Here is a 16,810-nt window from a genome sequence, read left to right on the forward strand (position 1 = left end):
AGCATAAACAGCAGACAACCCTGCACTGCCTAACCGCGTCGCGGCCGCCCTTGGGGCTTAAGGCAGTAAGGGTTCAGGAACACAGAGAACGTTATGCGAAACCAACCAATTAAAAATAGAATTGATATATAAAGAAGGTGAAATTGTTGTCAGTAGCAGCAATTATTATTGAGCCTAAAGATAGTAATTTCTATGTGCCTGTCTCAACGGAGACTTTTTTTCAAAGATGTTGGGTCCCTGCAATCAAAGAGTTGCAATTGGAGTTAATTTCTTTTTTCGACCCCGGTTTAGATTTGATTAAGAAAGATCTTCCCGCTCTATTAATGAACTGAATCTACTAAGGGAGTAGGCTAAAACAAGTTTAAATAGAGATGATTTTGATTATTTAAATAAAAGAATCGACTATCTGACAGGGAAATTAGTAGAAGAATTTAAAGATGAAGATATCATAATATATATTGGATAATAATTAAGTGCAATATTCAAAAATCTTGTAGTAACTCATTGAAGTGGTTGGCATCGCATAACAATATATTCACGCTGCGGGGCTGACAACCCTTGATCTGCCCGAGGCATTTCGAGGAAGTGGATTCAGGCAGATAACCCTGCGAACCTGGTATTTTTGCATGAATACTTAACAGACTAATCAAGACCATGAGCAGTTAGATCGTGTATGAAATAAAAGCCTTACATGCAGATTAGACATTTATATTATTGGAGGAGTTTTTATTAATAATTTCAAGGCTCTATTAATACATCTAGTAATTTGCTTATTATTTATTCCTATATATTCTCTTAAGGTGGAATTTAGTCTAGTCAGTGCTTCTATTACTCTAGTGGTAATAAGCGTTCTTTATTCTCTTTTTGGTTACTTTTTTCCACTAATAGATTATCGTAATTCTATAAAAAATCTTTTTTCTGTTTCTTTTGTCTCACTATTAGGATTTGTAGTATGGTTACTCTGTTTAGGATTAGATGATGGCTCATTCTTATCATATTTAGTATGGGTAATTTATTATTTCTACCAATATTCAAACTTTATCCCAATTTTAAAGATATACGAATATTTTACTTTATCGGAGTTTCTCTATAGTCCACCAAAAGCAATTATCATAGCATCACTTATCCCATCTCTATTTATTTGGTTAGGAATGGTTATAAAGATAAAACTAAAGGAATACGAAAAATTTGAAGGAGACAAGTGAAAGAAAGGATGACAAGAGCGGACAAGACTATAAATTATAGAAAGACTATAAACACGATAAAGTCCGAACCTCTATAAAGATGAACAAGATTATAAAGATTGAAAACATTTGATTAGAAAAGTCTAAGAAGACTCGACAGCATATAACATAACATTTACGCTGCGGTCCGGCTTTGCCATCCCTTGATCCCGGAAGTTAAGAAGCAAGGAAGCGTATACCGGGACGCACCGACTACGTCGGCATCGTAAATGCAGAACGTAATATGAAACCTACGCAATCATGATAGAAATAAACAAGGATCAATTTAAATACGAAATTGGAGATGATAAAAATCAAAATAAAAATTCAATGTCAATCCTGTGGAAAACAAAAGATTATTCGTGCGGATGAAGATTTCGAAAAAGAAATTGCACAAGCCAAACAAATACTTTGTCAGAGAAAGGAATGTCAAGATTCTTTTCCAGTTGAAGTTGATAAGGGATATATACGAACTATGCATTTGTTTGGGGAATTTTGGAGTGTGACAAGAAAAGCTACATTTGAAGAACTTCAGGGTATTTGGAGGGCAAAAAAGATTCTTTACAAGGGTAGAAGAAATCTTGACTGACAAATTAAATTACACGCAACGAACCCAGATATCTGGAAAAACTAATATAGGTATATTAAATATTGATTGAAATTAATACGAAGAAGGCGTAGGCATCATATAAACCAGCTAATCAAAGTCAACTCTATCAATAAAATAATTTCGTGTATTAAAAGTAAGCATACCTAAATAGACCTACCCAGAAGAGTATGCAATCCTGGTAAGTCTTAAGAAGATGGATATATTGCATAAGAACTACTCTCTGGGCTTGAATCGCATGAAGATCTGGGAGGCTGTGTCTAGCGATTTCAAGTAACTCCTGAAGCTTAGATTCCTTCCAAGCTCGACCACGGCGATTGGACAATAGCAGCGTAATAATCTCCTCACGCTCTGCAGCTAAAAGCTCAGAAGGGGTAGGGTAACGGGATAATAATTCCAGAGAAGTTCGATTGCAGACCTTGTGAAAAGCCTTGTCATATCCCGGAAAGAGAAGATCGAGAACAGCACGAAAATGAAGCTGAGTCTTAGCATATAAGCCCATCCAGTGCTGATATTGACGACAAATTACACGGAGTTGTTGAACGGACTCACTTACCGGGACTTGGGGTTCAGCCCGGTGTTTTCTCCAGTATAAAGAAAAAGTTCATCCCCGAACCAGTCGGGTATGAACTGAGAATACCAACATAGTATTCACGCTGCGGGTCGACTGGCGTCGACCCTTGGTCCGCCCGGAGTTATAGGCAGGGAAGCAGTATCAGGCGGACAACCCTGCGAACCTAACCGCGGTCGCGGCGGCTCCTGGCGGAGCCTTAAGGTTCTCGGGTTCGTGAATACAGGGACGTTATACGACAGGGTCAAAAAATTAAGAGCCTTGAGGGCTCTTAATTCCTTGAAATATGTAATTCATTATAAAGATGTAAGGCATCTTTAAACCCTTGAAGATATATATTACTTTCCAGAATTGCTTGTAATGAAAATTGAGCGTCTTCATAGAGGAATAGGGTATGTTGGAGGTTATCAGGTAGAGATTTTCGGATTGTATTGAAGTACTGTATTGATTCCTTTGAAATTTGCATGAAATCACCAAAGCCTTTAAAAAAATTAAGTTGGTGAATCCAAAGATGATTGAGAAAGAATAGGTTAAGGAATGTTGATCGAGGGTTGTCCTTCTTATAAGGAACGCCGTATTCAGCTGCGGGCTGACGCCCTTGGTCTGCAGAAGTATTTTCGGGTAGTTGAATCAGCAGACAGCCCTAGCCCTGCACTGGCTAGTTCGTCGGACCCGTTCGCTAACACTCACTTAAGCCAGTGAGGATTCGTGAATACGAGAACGTTATAAGAAATCCCCGCAAAATAGAATATAAATGTCTGAGGTGTGATAAGTTTGCAAAGAATTCGCAGAAAAAAAGAAATAGAAGGAACTACAGTTCCTGGTATCATAAATAATGGTGGCCATTATTTCTATATTAACGTTGATATCTATGAAGACGGCATGTCAAATTGTTGGGAACTTGTGGATTTGAAAGGACTCAAAGTAAAAATCAATTCTGGTTGGTTGACACCGACAGTTCCTACAGGCGAAACTCTATCGGTTCATGGGTTAGGGGAGTATAAAGTTGAGTCTGCTATTTGGAATTTTAATAAGAATACATATTACCAATTTATTGAGAACAGAATAAAAATACTGAATCCTGAATTTGAAAATATATATACGATCACAAAGTCAGAAAAAAAGTTGTTTGAAACTAGAAAGATCTTGCATTCGCCAAGTGCTGTTGATTTTTATGTTGTGCGTGAAATGTTCTATGAAACGATTGAAGGAAAAGGCTATTTTATTTTCATGAGATATAATGAAACGAATTATTTGGTTAATTTAGTGATTTATGAAAATGGTTTAGTTGGTATTTACAATTCTAGTTTCGAAAAAATATATCAACTAGAAGAAGTTGTTGAATTATTTAATAACAGAATATTGTTCACTGAATTTAATCATCCAACAGAAGTTTTTATTTCAGAATTAGGTCAGGTTACCTTTTCAGAAGTGTTATATGCATCAAACTTAGATGAAAAACTAAAAGAACTCTTAGACATGTATACAGAAATAAAAGGAGACAAAACAACATTAGAAATTTGTAGAGAAGCGTACTTTAACTATCTCGCTAATCCAAGTGAGTTCAATAGAGCATATCTAAAGGAAAAATATGAACTAGTCCCTGAACACGAACGAATGTATTTAGGAGATATGGATTCTAAAGATTTGGATTATCAAAGAATTATTTATAGATCAAAAGAGAAACGTGAAGTATAAGTAATTCCTAAAGTCAGAAAAAAGGATTGGTATTGTATGAACTCACTAACAAAAGAAACGATAGATGCTTTATTGGCAGCAATGGACACTTATAAAGTAATTGCACAAGAACTCATTGACAAATTAATATTGGAAACTAACCAGCTTGAAAAATCAGAGATCATAAAAGGAAGTTACTACTTACTTTCAAATGCGGAATTACTAAACGGTGAAGAACATTTAACCGGTAATTGGTACTTTGATGTTCATGGAGAGCACTGCATGTTTGAGAATTTAGAAACTGGTCAAAAATTGGAAATTTCTCTCGGAGGTATAGACGATATTGGAAACGTTGACCCCTATTTTTTTTACAACTTCTTGGAATCAACTGAGAATCTTAAACACTTAATTCAATATTTCGAAAATCCATTTGGTGATATGTTGAACTTTTTTGAGGCATTAGAAGAGCGAAAAATGCTAATACATATTCATGGTGTTGAATACAGAAAGATTCTTTAGAATGAAATAAATTTGCTAAAACAATGAAGCACTACATATGTGCTTGTGTGCAGAAATGTTTTTGTTGTCCTGTTAGGGTAACATGACTCGCGATATTTCCAGATGCTTCAGAGAAGCTGGACATCCGGACACATCCGACTTCGTCGGACGTCGTGAATACAATAACGTTATGGGAAATTACACGAAAGCCTTAAGGACTATAATATTAGTCATGTTTGTTTGCTTTGACTTTTGAAGAGGTGGAAATATGAAAAACTGTTCTAGTTGTCAAAGTATTAATGTAAAACAGTTGAGCTCGTTACAAACAAGACTATTACTTTCCATTTACATATTTTTGTCTTTTTACTTTTTTACGGGTGCCATTGATTATGGAGCGTTGATTGCATTATTTCCTTTTATTATTCCTTATCTACACATATGCACTGATTGTAATACATCATTTTTTGGACTGCCTAGTGCTAATTTGAAGTACTTTTGGTTAGGGAATATCCTTGATAAATATTTGCTAGCAATGTCACCTTCAATACTTACAATCACACTTTTAATACTTAATTTCCCAAATACAGGACTAGGACGTATTGGGTATTTACCAACTATCTATTTACTTAACACCTAACCGCATCGCGGCTGCTCACTGTCGTTCGCAGTCGGTGGACGTCGTAACACACAAACGTTATCTGAAATCAACGAAATTGTAATGGAAAATCGAAAGGAATAAAAAAATGAAACTAATCCGCATAGAACCAATTGATAGAAATAATTGGGAAGAATCGCTCTCGATATCTTTACTAAAATCACAAGAGAAGTTTGTACCTTCTGTTATCGAATCTTTAGCATGGGCTTATATAAAACCGTGGGATGAGGCTTTTGATCCATATATTTTGTGCAAGGATGATAAAACATTCGGATTTTTCTATCTTTCCTATACACCTAATAGTACGAATAATTACTGGATCGGCGGCTTTCAAATAGACAAGGAATATCAAGGGATGGGATTAGGAACACAATCTCTAAAAAGAATATTAGAATTCATTCAGGAAATGCACAGACAATGCGAAGTAATCTCTCTAACAATCGAAAAAAATAATGATCATGCTAGAAAGCTTTACGAGAAATTAGGATTTGTTAATCAAGATAAAGAGAATCAAGATGGAGAGATTATATATAAGCTGAAGTTAAAATAAACTATAGGGAACTTTGTGCTATGTTACTCGAAGAGGTCGTTAACATCAGCTAACATTACATTCCTGCGTCGTCGCTAAGGCTCCTCGGTCACCGAGAGGATTTTCGGAGAAGTAATCTGGCGACATAGCCAATCGGCTAAGTCTGACGCTCCGTTCTCTCCGGTCACATAAGCCGCTTAGACGTCAGGAATGCGAAACGTTATCTGAAATTCTGATAATAATATTGGTTAAGATAAATCTGAGAGGTATGAAAGAGATGGAAAAAATCAAAGCTATAAAAACCGAATTAGGTGAAATTCATGGAAGAGACGCGATCTTCCTTGATGATATTCAATTCAATTATCAAAAGAATGAAGTTAAATTAATTGGTGAGATAAATGGGCAATTATGTACAGAATCAGATGATGATGAGTTTATTGGATACGAATTGCTATTCAAGAAAGTTTATTACTTTAATATGGTTGAGTTAGATGTAAGTTTACAGATGTTTGATAATCCATACAATGAAAGTAGTAGTTTTGGGGAAATATTTAATACAAAAATACTTAGAGATATAAAGAATGCAAGAAATCTGGAGTTAAAGCAATATGTAATATATACATATGACGACGTTTTCGTTATCGCATGTCAAGAATTCGAATTAAGATTAAAGAAATAAGAGCAGTAGGTAACAAATTAGCCAAAGAACAAAAATGGGAGTCAGTAGACTCTCAAATTATGAGTTACGTAATTCATCAGAGAGGTTAAGTGCGTCTTTAAATCCCTGTAAATAAATATTTTTTTCAAGGATGGACTGAAGAGAAATCTGAGCATCTTCATAAAGAAATAGGGTGTGTTTTAGATGTTCAGGGAGGGATTCCCGAATTTGTTTAAAGTGTTGGTCGCATTCTAAAGATAGATGTATGTAATCGGGTTTTGATTTTTTAAGATCATTGTATAGCGATTCTAGACGATTGCGAATTAGTGGATCCACTATGACCTCTAACGAATTAATCATTATTACACCCCTTCGATTAACTTTATGAAGTTATTATATAACCTCAAAAGGTTAAATGTAAAGTTAAATATTGACTCTATAAGGTTAAATAGTGATTTTTAATTGAAGAATATAAAATTGGAAGATAATATAGTTATGATAGGAAGGGAGGGAATAAATCTGATAAGATGTAATATTAGAACGCTTATGGCCGAGCATAGAATCGATGATATAACAGAGTTAATGACCAGATCAGGGTTGAGTCGGAATTCTATCAACAAATTATATAGAGAAACAAGCATTGAAACAACAAAATTAGAAACGCTTATTAAACTGTGCGATACATTTAATTGTAAGTTATCAGATTTGATAGAATACACACCCGATAATGAATGATACATAAATTTTGAAGGTGTACTCAAAGAAGGGCCCCGTCGTAACATTGCATCTACGCTGCGCGGGGAATTCGCCCCTTGGTAGTCGAATTAAACGCAAAGCATATTCAGACAACACACGACCCGGCCTAAGATAATAGCTATCTAAGGCCGGGTCGCGTCGTAGATGGCGGAAACATTATCTGCAATTTCCGATAAAACATTAGAGAGAAGGCGAGCTCGTGGAAGTTTTATTAAAGGACATAGACCAAACAAACTGGTTAGAATGTATTTTTCTAACGACGGATCCTGATAAAAATCATTACCTTGTAGAGAAATTTGTAGCTTCAAATGCAGTTTCGATTGCACAATCAAAGATAGAAAAAGGATGGATAACAAAAGCGATTTATAGTGAAGATACCATGGTGGGATTTACAATGTATGGATATTCAGAAGAGGATAATTGTTTTGAATTATGCCGTATTATGATTGACTATAAATTTCAACGTCAAGGTTTCGGTAGAAAGGCACTAAGTCTAATCATTAAAGAGATGAGTAAGAACAAGGAATGCTCTGAAATATTTATATCGTTTGATCCAGAAAACCATTCTGCAAAAAAACTATATGAACAATTTGGATTTGAAAATACAGGGAAAGTCGTAGACGACGAAGTTCTTTATTGCTTGAAATTATAAAGATAAATGTAGATGAATTCGAGATGCCGGTGAATGCAAGAGACGTTATATGAAACCGGTGCAAATCTATAAATAAGGGAGATCATTTATGGATGAATTGAAGTTAATTGAACCTTCTTTAGAATATCAAGATGAGTATCTAGACATGATTAATGAATGGAGAAGCACTGGTGAGAGAATGATTCCGTTCGTACTGAGATTCGATTGCAGTAATTTTAATTCGTTTCTAGAAGAGGTACATAAATTAAAAACTAGAAAAGACCTAGATAAAAATAAAGTAAACAGTTCGACTTTCTTATTAGTGAATAATGAAGGAAGAGTACTAGGTGCAACCAATATAAGACATGAATTGAATGAGCAATTACTTAATATTGGTGGGCATATTGGATACGGAATAAGACCGAGTGAGAGAATGAAAGGGAATGCTTCTCGATTATTGGCCATGGCGTTAGTCAAAGCCAAAGTACAAGGCATTAGAAAAGTATTAGTAACATGCGATAAAGACAATATAGGATCAGCAAGGACTATCATAAAGAATAGTGGAAGGCTAGATTCCGAAGACATAGTGGACGGAACAGTAATACAAAGATATTGGATTGAAAATGATTAAGAACATCATAAGATAAGCAATATTGCAAGCAATTCTGAGAAGGCACCGAAATCAGATAACAATGTATCTACGCTGCGGACTTTGCCCTTGGTTCGCAAGAAGTGGTAAGCATCGAAGTTAAATCAGCGAACAACCCTGCGAGGCTAAGTCCGTTGGACTCGGCGCTGCCGCTTCTTAAGCCAGTGAGGATCCGCGATACAAGAACGTTATATGACATTCCCACAAGAGCTTAAGGGAGAGATCAATTATGTCGATGGTACATGACAATGAAATATTATCGTATAAAGTAGATTTGCAAAATGATCAAATAACAATACATACAAAATATGATGATACAAGATTAGTAGAAGAAACTGATATTGTTTTTACTGATGTATTTAGTCATATGTTTGAACAACAATTAAAGGGCAGCATTATTCTTGATATTATTGAATCGGAGATTAGTCATTTTATTAAAGATAATTCAGAACTATTAGAAAGAAATAAAAACTATGGTTGGCCAATGATGTTTGAATCTATTGAAGAGATAGAAAGATTATTAAGTGAAGGCCAATATAAATATATTATTTTAATGTCATCGTATGGGATGAATGGCTGGGTATTAGCTAAAAATTTTGAGATTATCACAAGAAATTTAAAGGAATGATTATTAGCCTTTGCTTTCGAAGGTTTTGAACGTCATATACAATATATTCACGCTGATGAGCCTGGCGGCTCCTTGGTTCGCCCGATGAGGATGAAGCTGGGAGCAAGATTCAGGCGAACACAACTGTACCACCTAACCGCATCGCGGTCGCCTCTTTGGGGCTTAAGGTGGTGAGGCATCTTCAATACTGGAACGTTATAAGAAATCCCCGCTATAAAAGAATAGCGAGAAGGAAAAGATGAAACTCAATCGTTTTATTTATGACGTAGTCATTCCAGATTTTAAACAACGTAATGTAAATTGGTTTGAAATTTATGCTTCTGATATTAAATGCTGGGATGAACTTTTTCTCGATGGATTAGACCTTGTTAAAGTAGATAAACATTATGAATCAGTCTACACCTTGAACTTGGATAAATTTAAGCTTATCAAGGAAACATTTTCTCAGCCAATTGAGGATATTGAAGTTAACTTATTGGAATTTGAGATACTGCCAGAAGAATATCGGAATTTAATATACGTTGATGAAAGGTTCTTAACTAAATCTTATCCTGGAGTTGAAATCAGAAAGGGACACGAATTGATTACAATCTGTAGAAATAATGGATTTGTCTATAATAATGAATATTTTATAGACATAGATACGTTTGTTCATGAACAGAGAGGAAAAGGTTACGCAACATTAGCTGCAATCAAATTAATAGATCATTTATTACACAATAGTATGTTTCCATTATGGGAGACGACCCATCAGAATACACCCTCTCACAAGTTAGCTATAAAATTAGGTTTTGAAGTTAAAGAAGACTATCCAGTTTATGCATTTATAAATGAAGTTAGTTAAGTGGAGAATTGAGTTATTGTAAAGCTCCAAAGGCGTTGGCATCTTATAAAATTGCATTCACGCATCGGTCGGCTGCTACCGAACTCGGTCCGCAAAAGGCATTTCGGGGAAGGGATTTCAGCGGACAACCCTACACCGACTAAATCGCAGTCGTACCCGGCCTGTCGGCCTTAAGTTGGTGAGGGTTCGTGAATGCCTGAAGGTTATCCGAAATTAACGAAACTATATCCATTAAAGACTTAGTAGATCTATAACTCTAGTATTATTGGAGGTCACGCTATGAAAGAAAAGAACATTAATATCCGATGGGCGAACACAAATGATGCAGCAGATCTTGTTATGCTCAATGATGCTTTTAATGGAGTAGGAATGTCCATTAATGAAGTAAAAGATAATCTTGCTTTATCGAATGAACTGATTGCTTTGGCCATCATTGGCGATCTGCCAGTTGGATTTGCGTGTGCACAATATTTTAAATCGTTTTGTTACCGTGGTTTCCAAGGGGAAATCACAGAATTGTATATTACAGAGGTTGCTCGGGGAAGAGGATTGGCAACTTTATTAATTGCTTTTTTAGAGGAAGAACTTAGAGCACGAGGTGTTACCAGTGTAAACGTTCTAACAGGCAAAAAAAATGAAATTGCTATAAAGACATATGAAAAATCAAGATTTTCTAGAAAGGAAGAAGTATTACTTCAAAAGAAATTATAAACCAAAGATACTAATAGCAATATATTATAAGACCTTAGAAAGGCAATGAAACATTTTTTTGCGAGTGAATCAAAGGGGTTGTTAACTTCAGATAACAATATGTTCAAGCATTATGGGCAAGCCCCCTCGGTCGCCGGATGGATTTCAATGAAGCGTAATCAAGCGACACATCCCATTCACCTAACCGCGGTCGCGGCCGGCCGAGATCGTGCTAGACGCACGACACGAGCAGCTTAAGGTTAATGACGTCGTGAACATGGAAACGTTATACGACAGGGTCAAAAAATTAAGAGCCTTGAGGGCTCTTAATTCCTTGAGATATGTAATTCATTATAAAGATGTAAGGCATCTTTAAATCCTTGAAGATATATATTACTTTCCAGAATTGCTTGTAATGAAAATTGAGCGCCTTCATAGAGGAATAGGGTATGTTGGAGGTTATCAGGTAGAGATTTTCGGATTGTTTTGAAGTACTGTATTGATTCCTTTGAAATTTGCATGAAATCAGAGAGGACCCCGTTGTATAATATTGCATTCACGCTGCGGGCCATCTGGACCTTGGTCTGCCCGAGGTATTTCGGAGAAGCGGAATCAGGCAAACAACCCTGCGAGGCTAAGTCCCGCTGGACCCGTCGCGATGCGCCTTAAGCCTCCCGGGTTCGTAAATACAAGAACGTTAACTGAAATTGCTTAAAATATATAAAACGAGGAACAAAATATGAAAATACAAATTAAAGAGATCATTGATGATTTTGTAAACTTAGATAAACCTAAAAAACCAGAATTAGAAGCAATCATTTTATGTGGATCACAAGCTAATGGACAAGCCACTGATCATAGTGATATTGATCTTTGTTATATCGGTAGTTTCACTGAATTTAGAAGGGAGTATAGGGTATTTAAAAACTATGAATTTCAATTAATGGTTGCTCCGTGGGAGTGGTATCAAGAAGTCTTAAACTCCTATGAGAGAAAGGGCAATATTGGAACGATAACCTCTATGTTAGCCGGTGGTGTTTGCTTATGGAGCACAGATACAACTAGATGGAAGACACTGAAAGAAAAAGCTGTTGAAATGTATAACCAGGGCCCTGCACCTGTTTCAGCTGAAGAGGTATTAAAAATTAGGAGAAGAATTACAGAATTATTAAACAGCTTCATTGATGAAGTTGACGAATTATCCTTAAAATGGATTAAGTATCAAATTATGAATGTTTGCGTAGAAGCTCATTTCATTATTAGTAATTGGTGGGCTGTAAAACCCAAACACCAAATTAATGTATTGCGGAATCTAGATGCAATAATGGTTAGACATATTGAGGAATGTATACTGAATGATAATGCAGTTAAAACATTATGTGAATATGTACTCAACCCTGTTGGTGGTCTTGTTCAGATTAAGGATGAAGATATTTAGGCTCATTCGGGGATGCGAATTCAGGCAGACAACCCTGCACTGGCTAAGTCGGCAGAGGCGACCCGACCCAGCTTCCGTTGATCGCTCCTTAAACCAGTGAAGGTTCGTGAATACTAAAACGTTAGGCGAAATGACCTAAAACCGGAACGTTATGCTAGATTCTATCAAAAGGATTTTCTTACATAGAAGGAAGGGTTCTTTTTATGGAAATTTATAAAATAATTGAGAAATCTAAAAAACCTTTGCTATTTGAAAAGGGAAGTTCACAAATGTGGGTTGATGAATATATATCACAACAAATGCTAGAAGCTCACTTAGATCCCAATACAGATGCAGCAAGTAGAAATCGCGTTACTGTTGATGCCTCTGTGAAATGGATCAAAGATTATATTTGTGGCAATAACTCTGAACAAAAAATACTTGATTTAGGTTGCGGGCCAGGAGTATATACAAATCGGTTGGCTAAGCAAGGTTTTAATAAAGTTATGGGGGTTGATTTTTCAAGTCGTTCTATAGAATATGCTAAGAATCAAGCATCGGAGTTAAATTTCCAAGTTGATTATATTTGCCATGATTATCTAACACTTGATTTCACCAATTATTTTGATGTTGTTCTACTCATATATTGTGATTTTGGGGTTTTGGACGAATACGCTAGGAATACATTGTTACACAAGATCTATAATAATTTGAATTCAGGAGGGAAATTCGTCTTTGATGTTTTTACACCTAAAAAATATAAAAATCATATCGATTCAAAAGCATGGGATTCCTATCAAAGTGGCTTTTGGAGACCAAGGCCACATTTATGTTTGAACTCTAGTTATTGGTATCCAGAAGAAAGAGTTCATTTACAACAAACAATCGTGTTAGAAGATGATAAAGATATGCAAGTATATAATATTTGGGATCAAACATATACAATTGACGAGATTTCATCATTACTTAGCCTTATAGGATTTGAAAAATTTGAATTTTATTCTGACGTAACTGGACGGGAATATGAAGAAGAATCAGAAATACTAACAGTAATTGCCCAGAAGAAGTGATAGAACTTCGCCAAACATTTCATTCACGCTGTGGGGCTGTCGGCCTCTTGGTCTGAAGGAGCGAAAATGAGAAGTTATAGCAGCAGATAACCATGTAAGGCTAAGTCTTCGACCCGACGCTGACGCGCCTTAAGCCTCTCGGGTTCGTGAATACGGAAACGTTAGGCGAAACCAACGGAACGATATAGATACAAGAATCAGAATATTTCTTGGGGGAATAAAAATGAAAGAAATAAACTATAGCAATTATTTTTGGCAGGATGAAGAAATTCGTTTACGTGCTATTGAGCCCGAAGACTGGGAAGGGCATTATTATAACCGATTTGATACGCCTGCTCGGCGTTTATTAGAATGTGAAGTTGAATTACCACCGACGATTGCGGAGGCAAAAAAGTTTGTAGATTCATTCTCTGATTTTTCACCTGGTAATGGACGAATAATGTTTACTATTGAAAATTTATATGGTGAGAACATAGGAGCAATAAACCTAAATAGCATCGATGAACGGAATGGCACTTTCAGTATTGGCATCCAAATTGATCGGGATAATCGAGGCAAGGGATATGGTACAAAAGCAATTAGAATTTTATTAAGATATGCTTTCTTTGAACGACGTCTAAATAAATTTAACGATTCTGTACTTGAAGGAAATGAACCTTCAGCAACTATGATGAGAAAAATCGGATGTGTTCAAGAAGGAGTACGACGAAAAGTCATTTATACAAACGGGAAATACTATGATCTCATACTTTTTGGATTAACAAAGGATGAATTTATAGAGAAAGAGAATGAAATACAAGGTATCTAGATAGTTCGAAGATGCCTTTGGCATCGCCTAACAAATGTTCACGCATCGGCAGACAAGCTGCCTCGGCCCCGGAAGTAAAGTCGAAGATGTAATTGCCGGGACAGTCCATTCACCTAACCTCATCGCGGCCGCTCACTACGTTCGCGTAAGGTGAATGGACGTCGTGAACACGGAAACGTTATGTGACACTGGGGAAAGGCGAATATATTGAATTTTTTGGGAGGTATTGCAATGGGGTACATTGAAGAACTCAGAGAATTGATTGGGAACAAGGCTTTAATTTTGGTAAGGCCCACTGTAGCTATTATTAATAATATTGGCCAAATCCTATTAGTTAAATATCAAGATCAGTCATGGGGTATTCCTGGCGGACTCATGGAACTGCGGGAGTCCGTAGAGGATTGTATAAAACGAGAAGTAAAAGAAGAAATCAATATTGAGTTAAGATCACTACAGTTATTTGGAGTATTTTCTGGAGAAGAGCTGTATACCAAACTAAAAAATGGTCATGAATATTACAACGTTATCATTGGTTACATTTGTACTGATTTTGAAGGGAATATTCGGCCAGATGGCAATGAAGTGTTGGATGCTCAATTTTATCATCTTCATGAAATTCCTGAAACTACAGATTCCTATATTAAAGAGAAATTAAAACAATTAGGACCTAAATTACAGACCATTTTGAGGGCAACTCAATGAAGCCCCCGACGACACTGATAAATATGAAATTATTAAATATCCCTAACTCAAGATAATGGGGGGAAAACGAAACATGAAATTTATACATCAAGACTTTTCCTGTGATGTTGATGTTTTTTATAAAGGACAAGACATCGTAGTTAGATTTTAAAATGGTACAAAAGAGCAGAAGGAAGAAGACATCGTCAATTTAGTTATCGTTGATCCTGGTTATGGATATCTTTGTTTGAAGTATAAGGGAGATGCTGCTTTACTAAGTGGATTTTTAGATGAAAGTGTCTTTTTAACGGATGAATTAGTGGATGCAGCGATTAATTTTACCGAGGATTTATCTCCTCAAACGAAGAATGTATATATGCCCTATCATGTTGTGAGGGCCAAAAAAACAAGCTATATAGAATACAACGGGGAGTATTAAATATACGGCTCAAGAACAAGTGTAGTAGTGAATTCGGGGGAAACCTAAACATAAGGAGAAATAAATGAGCAACATTAAAAGTTTTCTAAGAGATGTAAGAGATAATAATTATAAAGTTCCAGAAGGAACAGACATTGATCAAGTGGTTCATGAAATGATTCAACACATTGGGTCGATTGATGACGAATTAAGGGATAAGCTCATTTATGGAACTTTACATAGATGGATAATGAATCAAGAACTAAGTATAAAATTAGTCAGACAAGTATTATACGTGACCTTAGATGATGATCATTTATTTGATGGAATAGGTGATAACGATCAAGATACAGTGTTTACACGTTCTTTTTCAGCCCTGTTCATAGCGCTTGCATTACATTATAACGATATTTTTAATTATTTAACTGAAAATGAATATGAATATATTTACTCTAGAGTGACATTATATTTTGAACTCGAGAAGGATTTTAGAGGATATATATTAGATAAAGGATGGGCACATTCGATTGCCCATGCAGCTGATGTTTTAGGTTTTATTTCATCCTCATCTTATTATTCTCAGAAACATTTATTGGTTATTTTAGAGTTGATAGGGGAAAAGGCTTGTGTTAGTAACTATTATTTTATAAACGATGAAGATGAGAGGATGGCAGAAGTAGTAATTCAAATTGTTAAGCGTAATATCCTTAAGGAAGATATTTTAATTAATTGGGTGCAACAGCTTGGGAGCATTGAAAAATTAGAAAAAACATATCCACAATATGACATAATTAGAGGAAATACTAAGAATCTTTTGCGAAGTGTATATTTTAAATTACTGAATATTAGCGGATCTGAGGTTATAACTAAAGAAATACTAGGAACATTAAACCAGCTCTAAAAAACTGAAATTTAGTTAAATCGAAGAAACGTTATCGGAAATGTATATTAAGGAGTCGAATATGAAGTATTCGAAGGAAGAATTAGATCTAATTAATCAAATTGATTAACATGTTAAAAACAAAGAAATAACATACTATAAAGCGATACCCCAAGAACTTTATCAAAAAATTAAAGCAAAATTGAGAACTAAAAACTTCAATGGATCTCTTCAAGCATACCTAGAATTTTTAGGTTACATTTTTAAACCAACATCTAAATATCCCAAAGCTACGAATGATATAATTACTTTACTTATGCAACACTATCCAACTAGATATGTTACTAACCTGGAGAATGCTGACAGAAATTTATATTATTTAATTCAGGACAAAGCTCTACAAAATAAGATTGATATTCCTGAGTATATTAATAAATTGGGTTTTAATTTTGTTTTAAATAGTAATATATATCCGCACCCTCCTACATTTTATATCGGAAAATCAGAGACGGAATATATTGAACAGCTAAATATATTATTCCCAGAAAGAACAATAATTATTGAAGAACTAATAGAAAAAGACAGTTGGTTATTTAAAAATATTAATTATCTAAGGCAAATCCGCTCAATACAAACAATTGATGAACAATTAGAATTTTTTGGTTTTAGAGTATTTAGGAGATGGAACGGTTAAAAAATATTATGTATATCAAAGGTGACATATTACTGCCGATAACATAGCATTCACGCTGCGGGCCGACAAGCCGTCCATTGGTCCGCACCGAGGAACTTCGAGGAAGTGTAATCAGGTGGACAACACCGCACTGACTAAGTGCACAAGCGCACACGGTCTTCGGCCTCAAGTCAGTGGGCGTTCGTGAATACAGAAATGTTAACTGAAATAATATGCAGGTAACAAT

At 35.5% G+C, this 16,810-nt stretch carries 21 protein-coding genes; 19 read left to right on the plus strand and 2 right to left on the minus strand.

The window, feature by feature from the left end; translation table 11 throughout:
• The first annotated feature begins 146 nt into the window (after positions 1 to 146).
• Together AC2TF5_RS07840 and AC2TF5_RS07845 are read left to right on the plus strand one after the other, a co-directional pair.
• Positions 147 to 332, plus strand: coding sequence for a hypothetical protein (locus AC2TF5_RS07840; protein ID WP_491301619.1), 186 nt, complete (start codon positions 147 to 149; stop codon positions 330 to 332).
• Between the two features lie 1,195 nt (positions 333 to 1,527).
• Complete coding sequence (locus AC2TF5_RS07845; protein WP_491301620.1) at positions 1,528 to 1,812, plus strand: hypothetical protein; 285 nt, start codon at positions 1,528 to 1,530, stop codon at positions 1,810 to 1,812.
• An 860-nt stretch (positions 1,813 to 2,672) separates the two neighbouring features.
• Here the strand turns inward: AC2TF5_RS07845 and AC2TF5_RS07850 are convergent.
• A complete protein-coding gene (locus AC2TF5_RS07850) occupies positions 2,673 to 2,906 on the minus strand; it encodes a hypothetical protein (RefSeq protein WP_491302837.1) in 234 nt (77 codons plus the stop codon).
• A gap of 269 nt (positions 2,907 to 3,175) precedes the next feature.
• Between AC2TF5_RS07850 and AC2TF5_RS07855 the strand changes: the two genes are divergently transcribed.
• From AC2TF5_RS07855 to AC2TF5_RS07870, 4 genes are all read left to right on the plus strand, one after another.
• The gene (locus AC2TF5_RS07855; RefSeq protein ID WP_491301621.1) at positions 3,176 to 4,099 is read left to right on the plus strand and encodes a DUF7638 domain-containing protein; all 924 of its coding nucleotides are present in this window, start codon (positions 3,176 to 3,178) and stop codon (positions 4,097 to 4,099) included.
• 36 nt (positions 4,100 to 4,135) lie between these two features.
• Positions 4,136 to 4,597, plus strand: coding sequence for a DUF6896 domain-containing protein (locus AC2TF5_RS07860; protein ID WP_491301622.1), 462 nt, complete (start codon positions 4,136 to 4,138; stop codon positions 4,595 to 4,597).
• A gap of 722 nt (positions 4,598 to 5,319) precedes the next feature.
• Positions 5,320 to 5,781: a GNAT family N-acetyltransferase gene (locus tag AC2TF5_RS07865; protein ID WP_491301623.1), complete on the plus strand. Its 462-nt coding sequence runs from the start codon at positions 5,320 to 5,322 to the stop codon at positions 5,779 to 5,781.
• A 256-nt stretch (positions 5,782 to 6,037) separates the two neighbouring features.
• On the plus strand, positions 6,038 to 6,439 hold the full coding sequence (locus AC2TF5_RS07870; protein WP_491301624.1) for a hypothetical protein: 402 nt from the start codon (positions 6,038 to 6,040) through the stop codon (positions 6,437 to 6,439).
• Positions 6,440 to 6,496: 57 nt separating this feature from the next.
• Here the strand turns inward: AC2TF5_RS07870 and AC2TF5_RS07875 are convergent, their stop codons facing one another.
• Positions 6,497 to 6,778 (minus strand): hypothetical protein, encoded by a 282-nt coding sequence (locus AC2TF5_RS07875; RefSeq protein WP_491301625.1) that lies wholly within the window; start codon positions 6,776 to 6,778, stop codon positions 6,497 to 6,499.
• Between the two features lie 153 nt (positions 6,779 to 6,931).
• On the opposite strand from AC2TF5_RS07875, the gene AC2TF5_RS07880 reads away from it, so the two are divergent.
• From AC2TF5_RS07880 to AC2TF5_RS07940, 13 genes are all read left to right on the plus strand, one after another.
• Positions 6,932 to 7,153 carry a helix-turn-helix domain-containing protein gene (locus AC2TF5_RS07880; RefSeq protein WP_491302838.1) on the plus strand — a complete coding sequence of 74 codons (222 nt, stop codon included), beginning with the start codon at positions 6,932 to 6,934 and terminating at the stop codon, positions 7,151 to 7,153.
• Positions 7,154 to 7,373: 220 nt separating this feature from the next.
• Positions 7,374 to 7,826: a GNAT family N-acetyltransferase gene (locus AC2TF5_RS07885; protein ID WP_491301626.1), complete on the plus strand. Its 453-nt coding sequence runs from the start codon at positions 7,374 to 7,376 to the stop codon at positions 7,824 to 7,826.
• 88 nt (positions 7,827 to 7,914) lie between these two features.
• Positions 7,915 to 8,436, plus strand: coding sequence for a GNAT family N-acetyltransferase (locus AC2TF5_RS07890; RefSeq protein ID WP_491301627.1), 522 nt, complete (start codon positions 7,915 to 7,917; stop codon positions 8,434 to 8,436).
• Between the two features lie 247 nt (positions 8,437 to 8,683).
• Positions 8,684 to 9,082 (plus strand): hypothetical protein, encoded by a 399-nt coding sequence (locus AC2TF5_RS07895; protein WP_491301628.1) that lies wholly within the window; start codon positions 8,684 to 8,686, stop codon positions 9,080 to 9,082.
• A gap of 238 nt (positions 9,083 to 9,320) precedes the next feature.
• Positions 9,321 to 9,926, plus strand: coding sequence for a GNAT family N-acetyltransferase (locus AC2TF5_RS07900; protein WP_491301629.1), 606 nt, complete (start codon positions 9,321 to 9,323; stop codon positions 9,924 to 9,926).
• A 279-nt stretch (positions 9,927 to 10,205) separates the two neighbouring features.
• A complete protein-coding gene (locus AC2TF5_RS07905; protein WP_491301630.1) occupies positions 10,206 to 10,637 on the plus strand; it encodes a GNAT family N-acetyltransferase in 432 nt (143 codons plus the stop codon).
• Positions 10,638 to 11,355: 718 nt separating this feature from the next.
• Entirely contained in the window at positions 11,356 to 12,054 is a 699-nt protein-coding gene (locus tag AC2TF5_RS07910; RefSeq protein ID WP_491301631.1) for a nucleotidyltransferase domain-containing protein, read from the plus strand.
• Between the two features lie 203 nt (positions 12,055 to 12,257).
• Complete coding sequence (locus AC2TF5_RS07915) at positions 12,258 to 13,103, plus strand: class I SAM-dependent methyltransferase (RefSeq protein WP_491301632.1); 846 nt, start codon at positions 12,258 to 12,260, stop codon at positions 13,101 to 13,103.
• Positions 13,104 to 13,326: 223 nt separating this feature from the next.
• Positions 13,327 to 13,911 carry a GNAT family N-acetyltransferase gene (locus tag AC2TF5_RS07920; protein WP_491301633.1) on the plus strand — a complete coding sequence of 195 codons (585 nt, stop codon included), beginning with the start codon at positions 13,327 to 13,329 and terminating at the stop codon, positions 13,909 to 13,911.
• A 231-nt stretch (positions 13,912 to 14,142) separates the two neighbouring features.
• Entirely contained in the window at positions 14,143 to 14,613 is a 471-nt protein-coding gene (locus AC2TF5_RS07925) for an NUDIX domain-containing protein (protein ID WP_491301634.1), read from the plus strand.
• Between the two features lie 226 nt (positions 14,614 to 14,839).
• Positions 14,840 to 15,031, plus strand: coding sequence for a hypothetical protein (locus AC2TF5_RS07930; protein ID WP_491301635.1), 192 nt, complete (start codon positions 14,840 to 14,842; stop codon positions 15,029 to 15,031).
• A gap of 64 nt (positions 15,032 to 15,095) precedes the next feature.
• Positions 15,096 to 15,911, plus strand: a complete 816-nt coding sequence (locus AC2TF5_RS07935) for a DUF2785 domain-containing protein (RefSeq protein ID WP_491301636.1) — start codon at positions 15,096 to 15,098, stop codon at positions 15,909 to 15,911.
• A 181-nt stretch (positions 15,912 to 16,092) separates the two neighbouring features.
• Complete coding sequence (locus AC2TF5_RS07940) at positions 16,093 to 16,584, plus strand: hypothetical protein (protein WP_491301637.1); 492 nt, start codon at positions 16,093 to 16,095, stop codon at positions 16,582 to 16,584.
• Positions 16,585 to 16,810 lie beyond the last annotated feature (226 nt).

Source organism: Paenibacillus sp. JNUCC 34 (genome assembly GCF_058269055.1).

Bases quoted from the DNA above. Each gene is read 5' to 3' on its own strand.
- AC2TF5_RS07845 (WP_491301620.1), top strand. From the start codon at position 1,528: ATGATAAAAATCAAAATAAAAATTCAATGTCAATCCTGTGGAAAACAA.
- AC2TF5_RS07860 (WP_491301622.1), top strand. From the start codon at position 4,136: ATGAACTCACTAACAAAAGAAACGATAGATGCTTTATTGGCAGCAATG.
- AC2TF5_RS07865 (WP_491301623.1), top strand. From the start codon at position 5,320: ATGAAACTAATCCGCATAGAACCAATTGATAGAAATAATTGGGAAGAA.
- AC2TF5_RS07870 (WP_491301624.1), top strand. From the start codon at position 6,038: ATGGAAAAAATCAAAGCTATAAAAACCGAATTAGGTGAAATTCATGGA.
- AC2TF5_RS07875 (WP_491301625.1), bottom strand. From the start codon at position 6,778: ATGATTAATTCGTTAGAGGTCATAGTGGATCCACTAATTCGCAATCGT.
- AC2TF5_RS07890 (WP_491301627.1), top strand. From the start codon at position 7,915: ATGGATGAATTGAAGTTAATTGAACCTTCTTTAGAATATCAAGATGAG.
- AC2TF5_RS07895 (WP_491301628.1), top strand. From the start codon at position 8,684: ATGTCGATGGTACATGACAATGAAATATTATCGTATAAAGTAGATTTG.
- AC2TF5_RS07900 (WP_491301629.1), top strand. From the start codon at position 9,321: ATGAAACTCAATCGTTTTATTTATGACGTAGTCATTCCAGATTTTAAA.
- AC2TF5_RS07905 (WP_491301630.1), top strand. From the start codon at position 10,206: ATGAAAGAAAAGAACATTAATATCCGATGGGCGAACACAAATGATGCA.
- AC2TF5_RS07910 (WP_491301631.1), top strand. From the start codon at position 11,356: ATGAAAATACAAATTAAAGAGATCATTGATGATTTTGTAAACTTAGAT.
- AC2TF5_RS07915 (WP_491301632.1), top strand. From the start codon at position 12,258: ATGGAAATTTATAAAATAATTGAGAAATCTAAAAAACCTTTGCTATTT.
- AC2TF5_RS07920 (WP_491301633.1), top strand. From the start codon at position 13,327: ATGAAAGAAATAAACTATAGCAATTATTTTTGGCAGGATGAAGAAATT.
- AC2TF5_RS07925 (WP_491301634.1), top strand. From the start codon at position 14,143: ATGGGGTACATTGAAGAACTCAGAGAATTGATTGGGAACAAGGCTTTA.
- AC2TF5_RS07935 (WP_491301636.1), top strand. From the start codon at position 15,096: ATGAGCAACATTAAAAGTTTTCTAAGAGATGTAAGAGATAATAATTAT.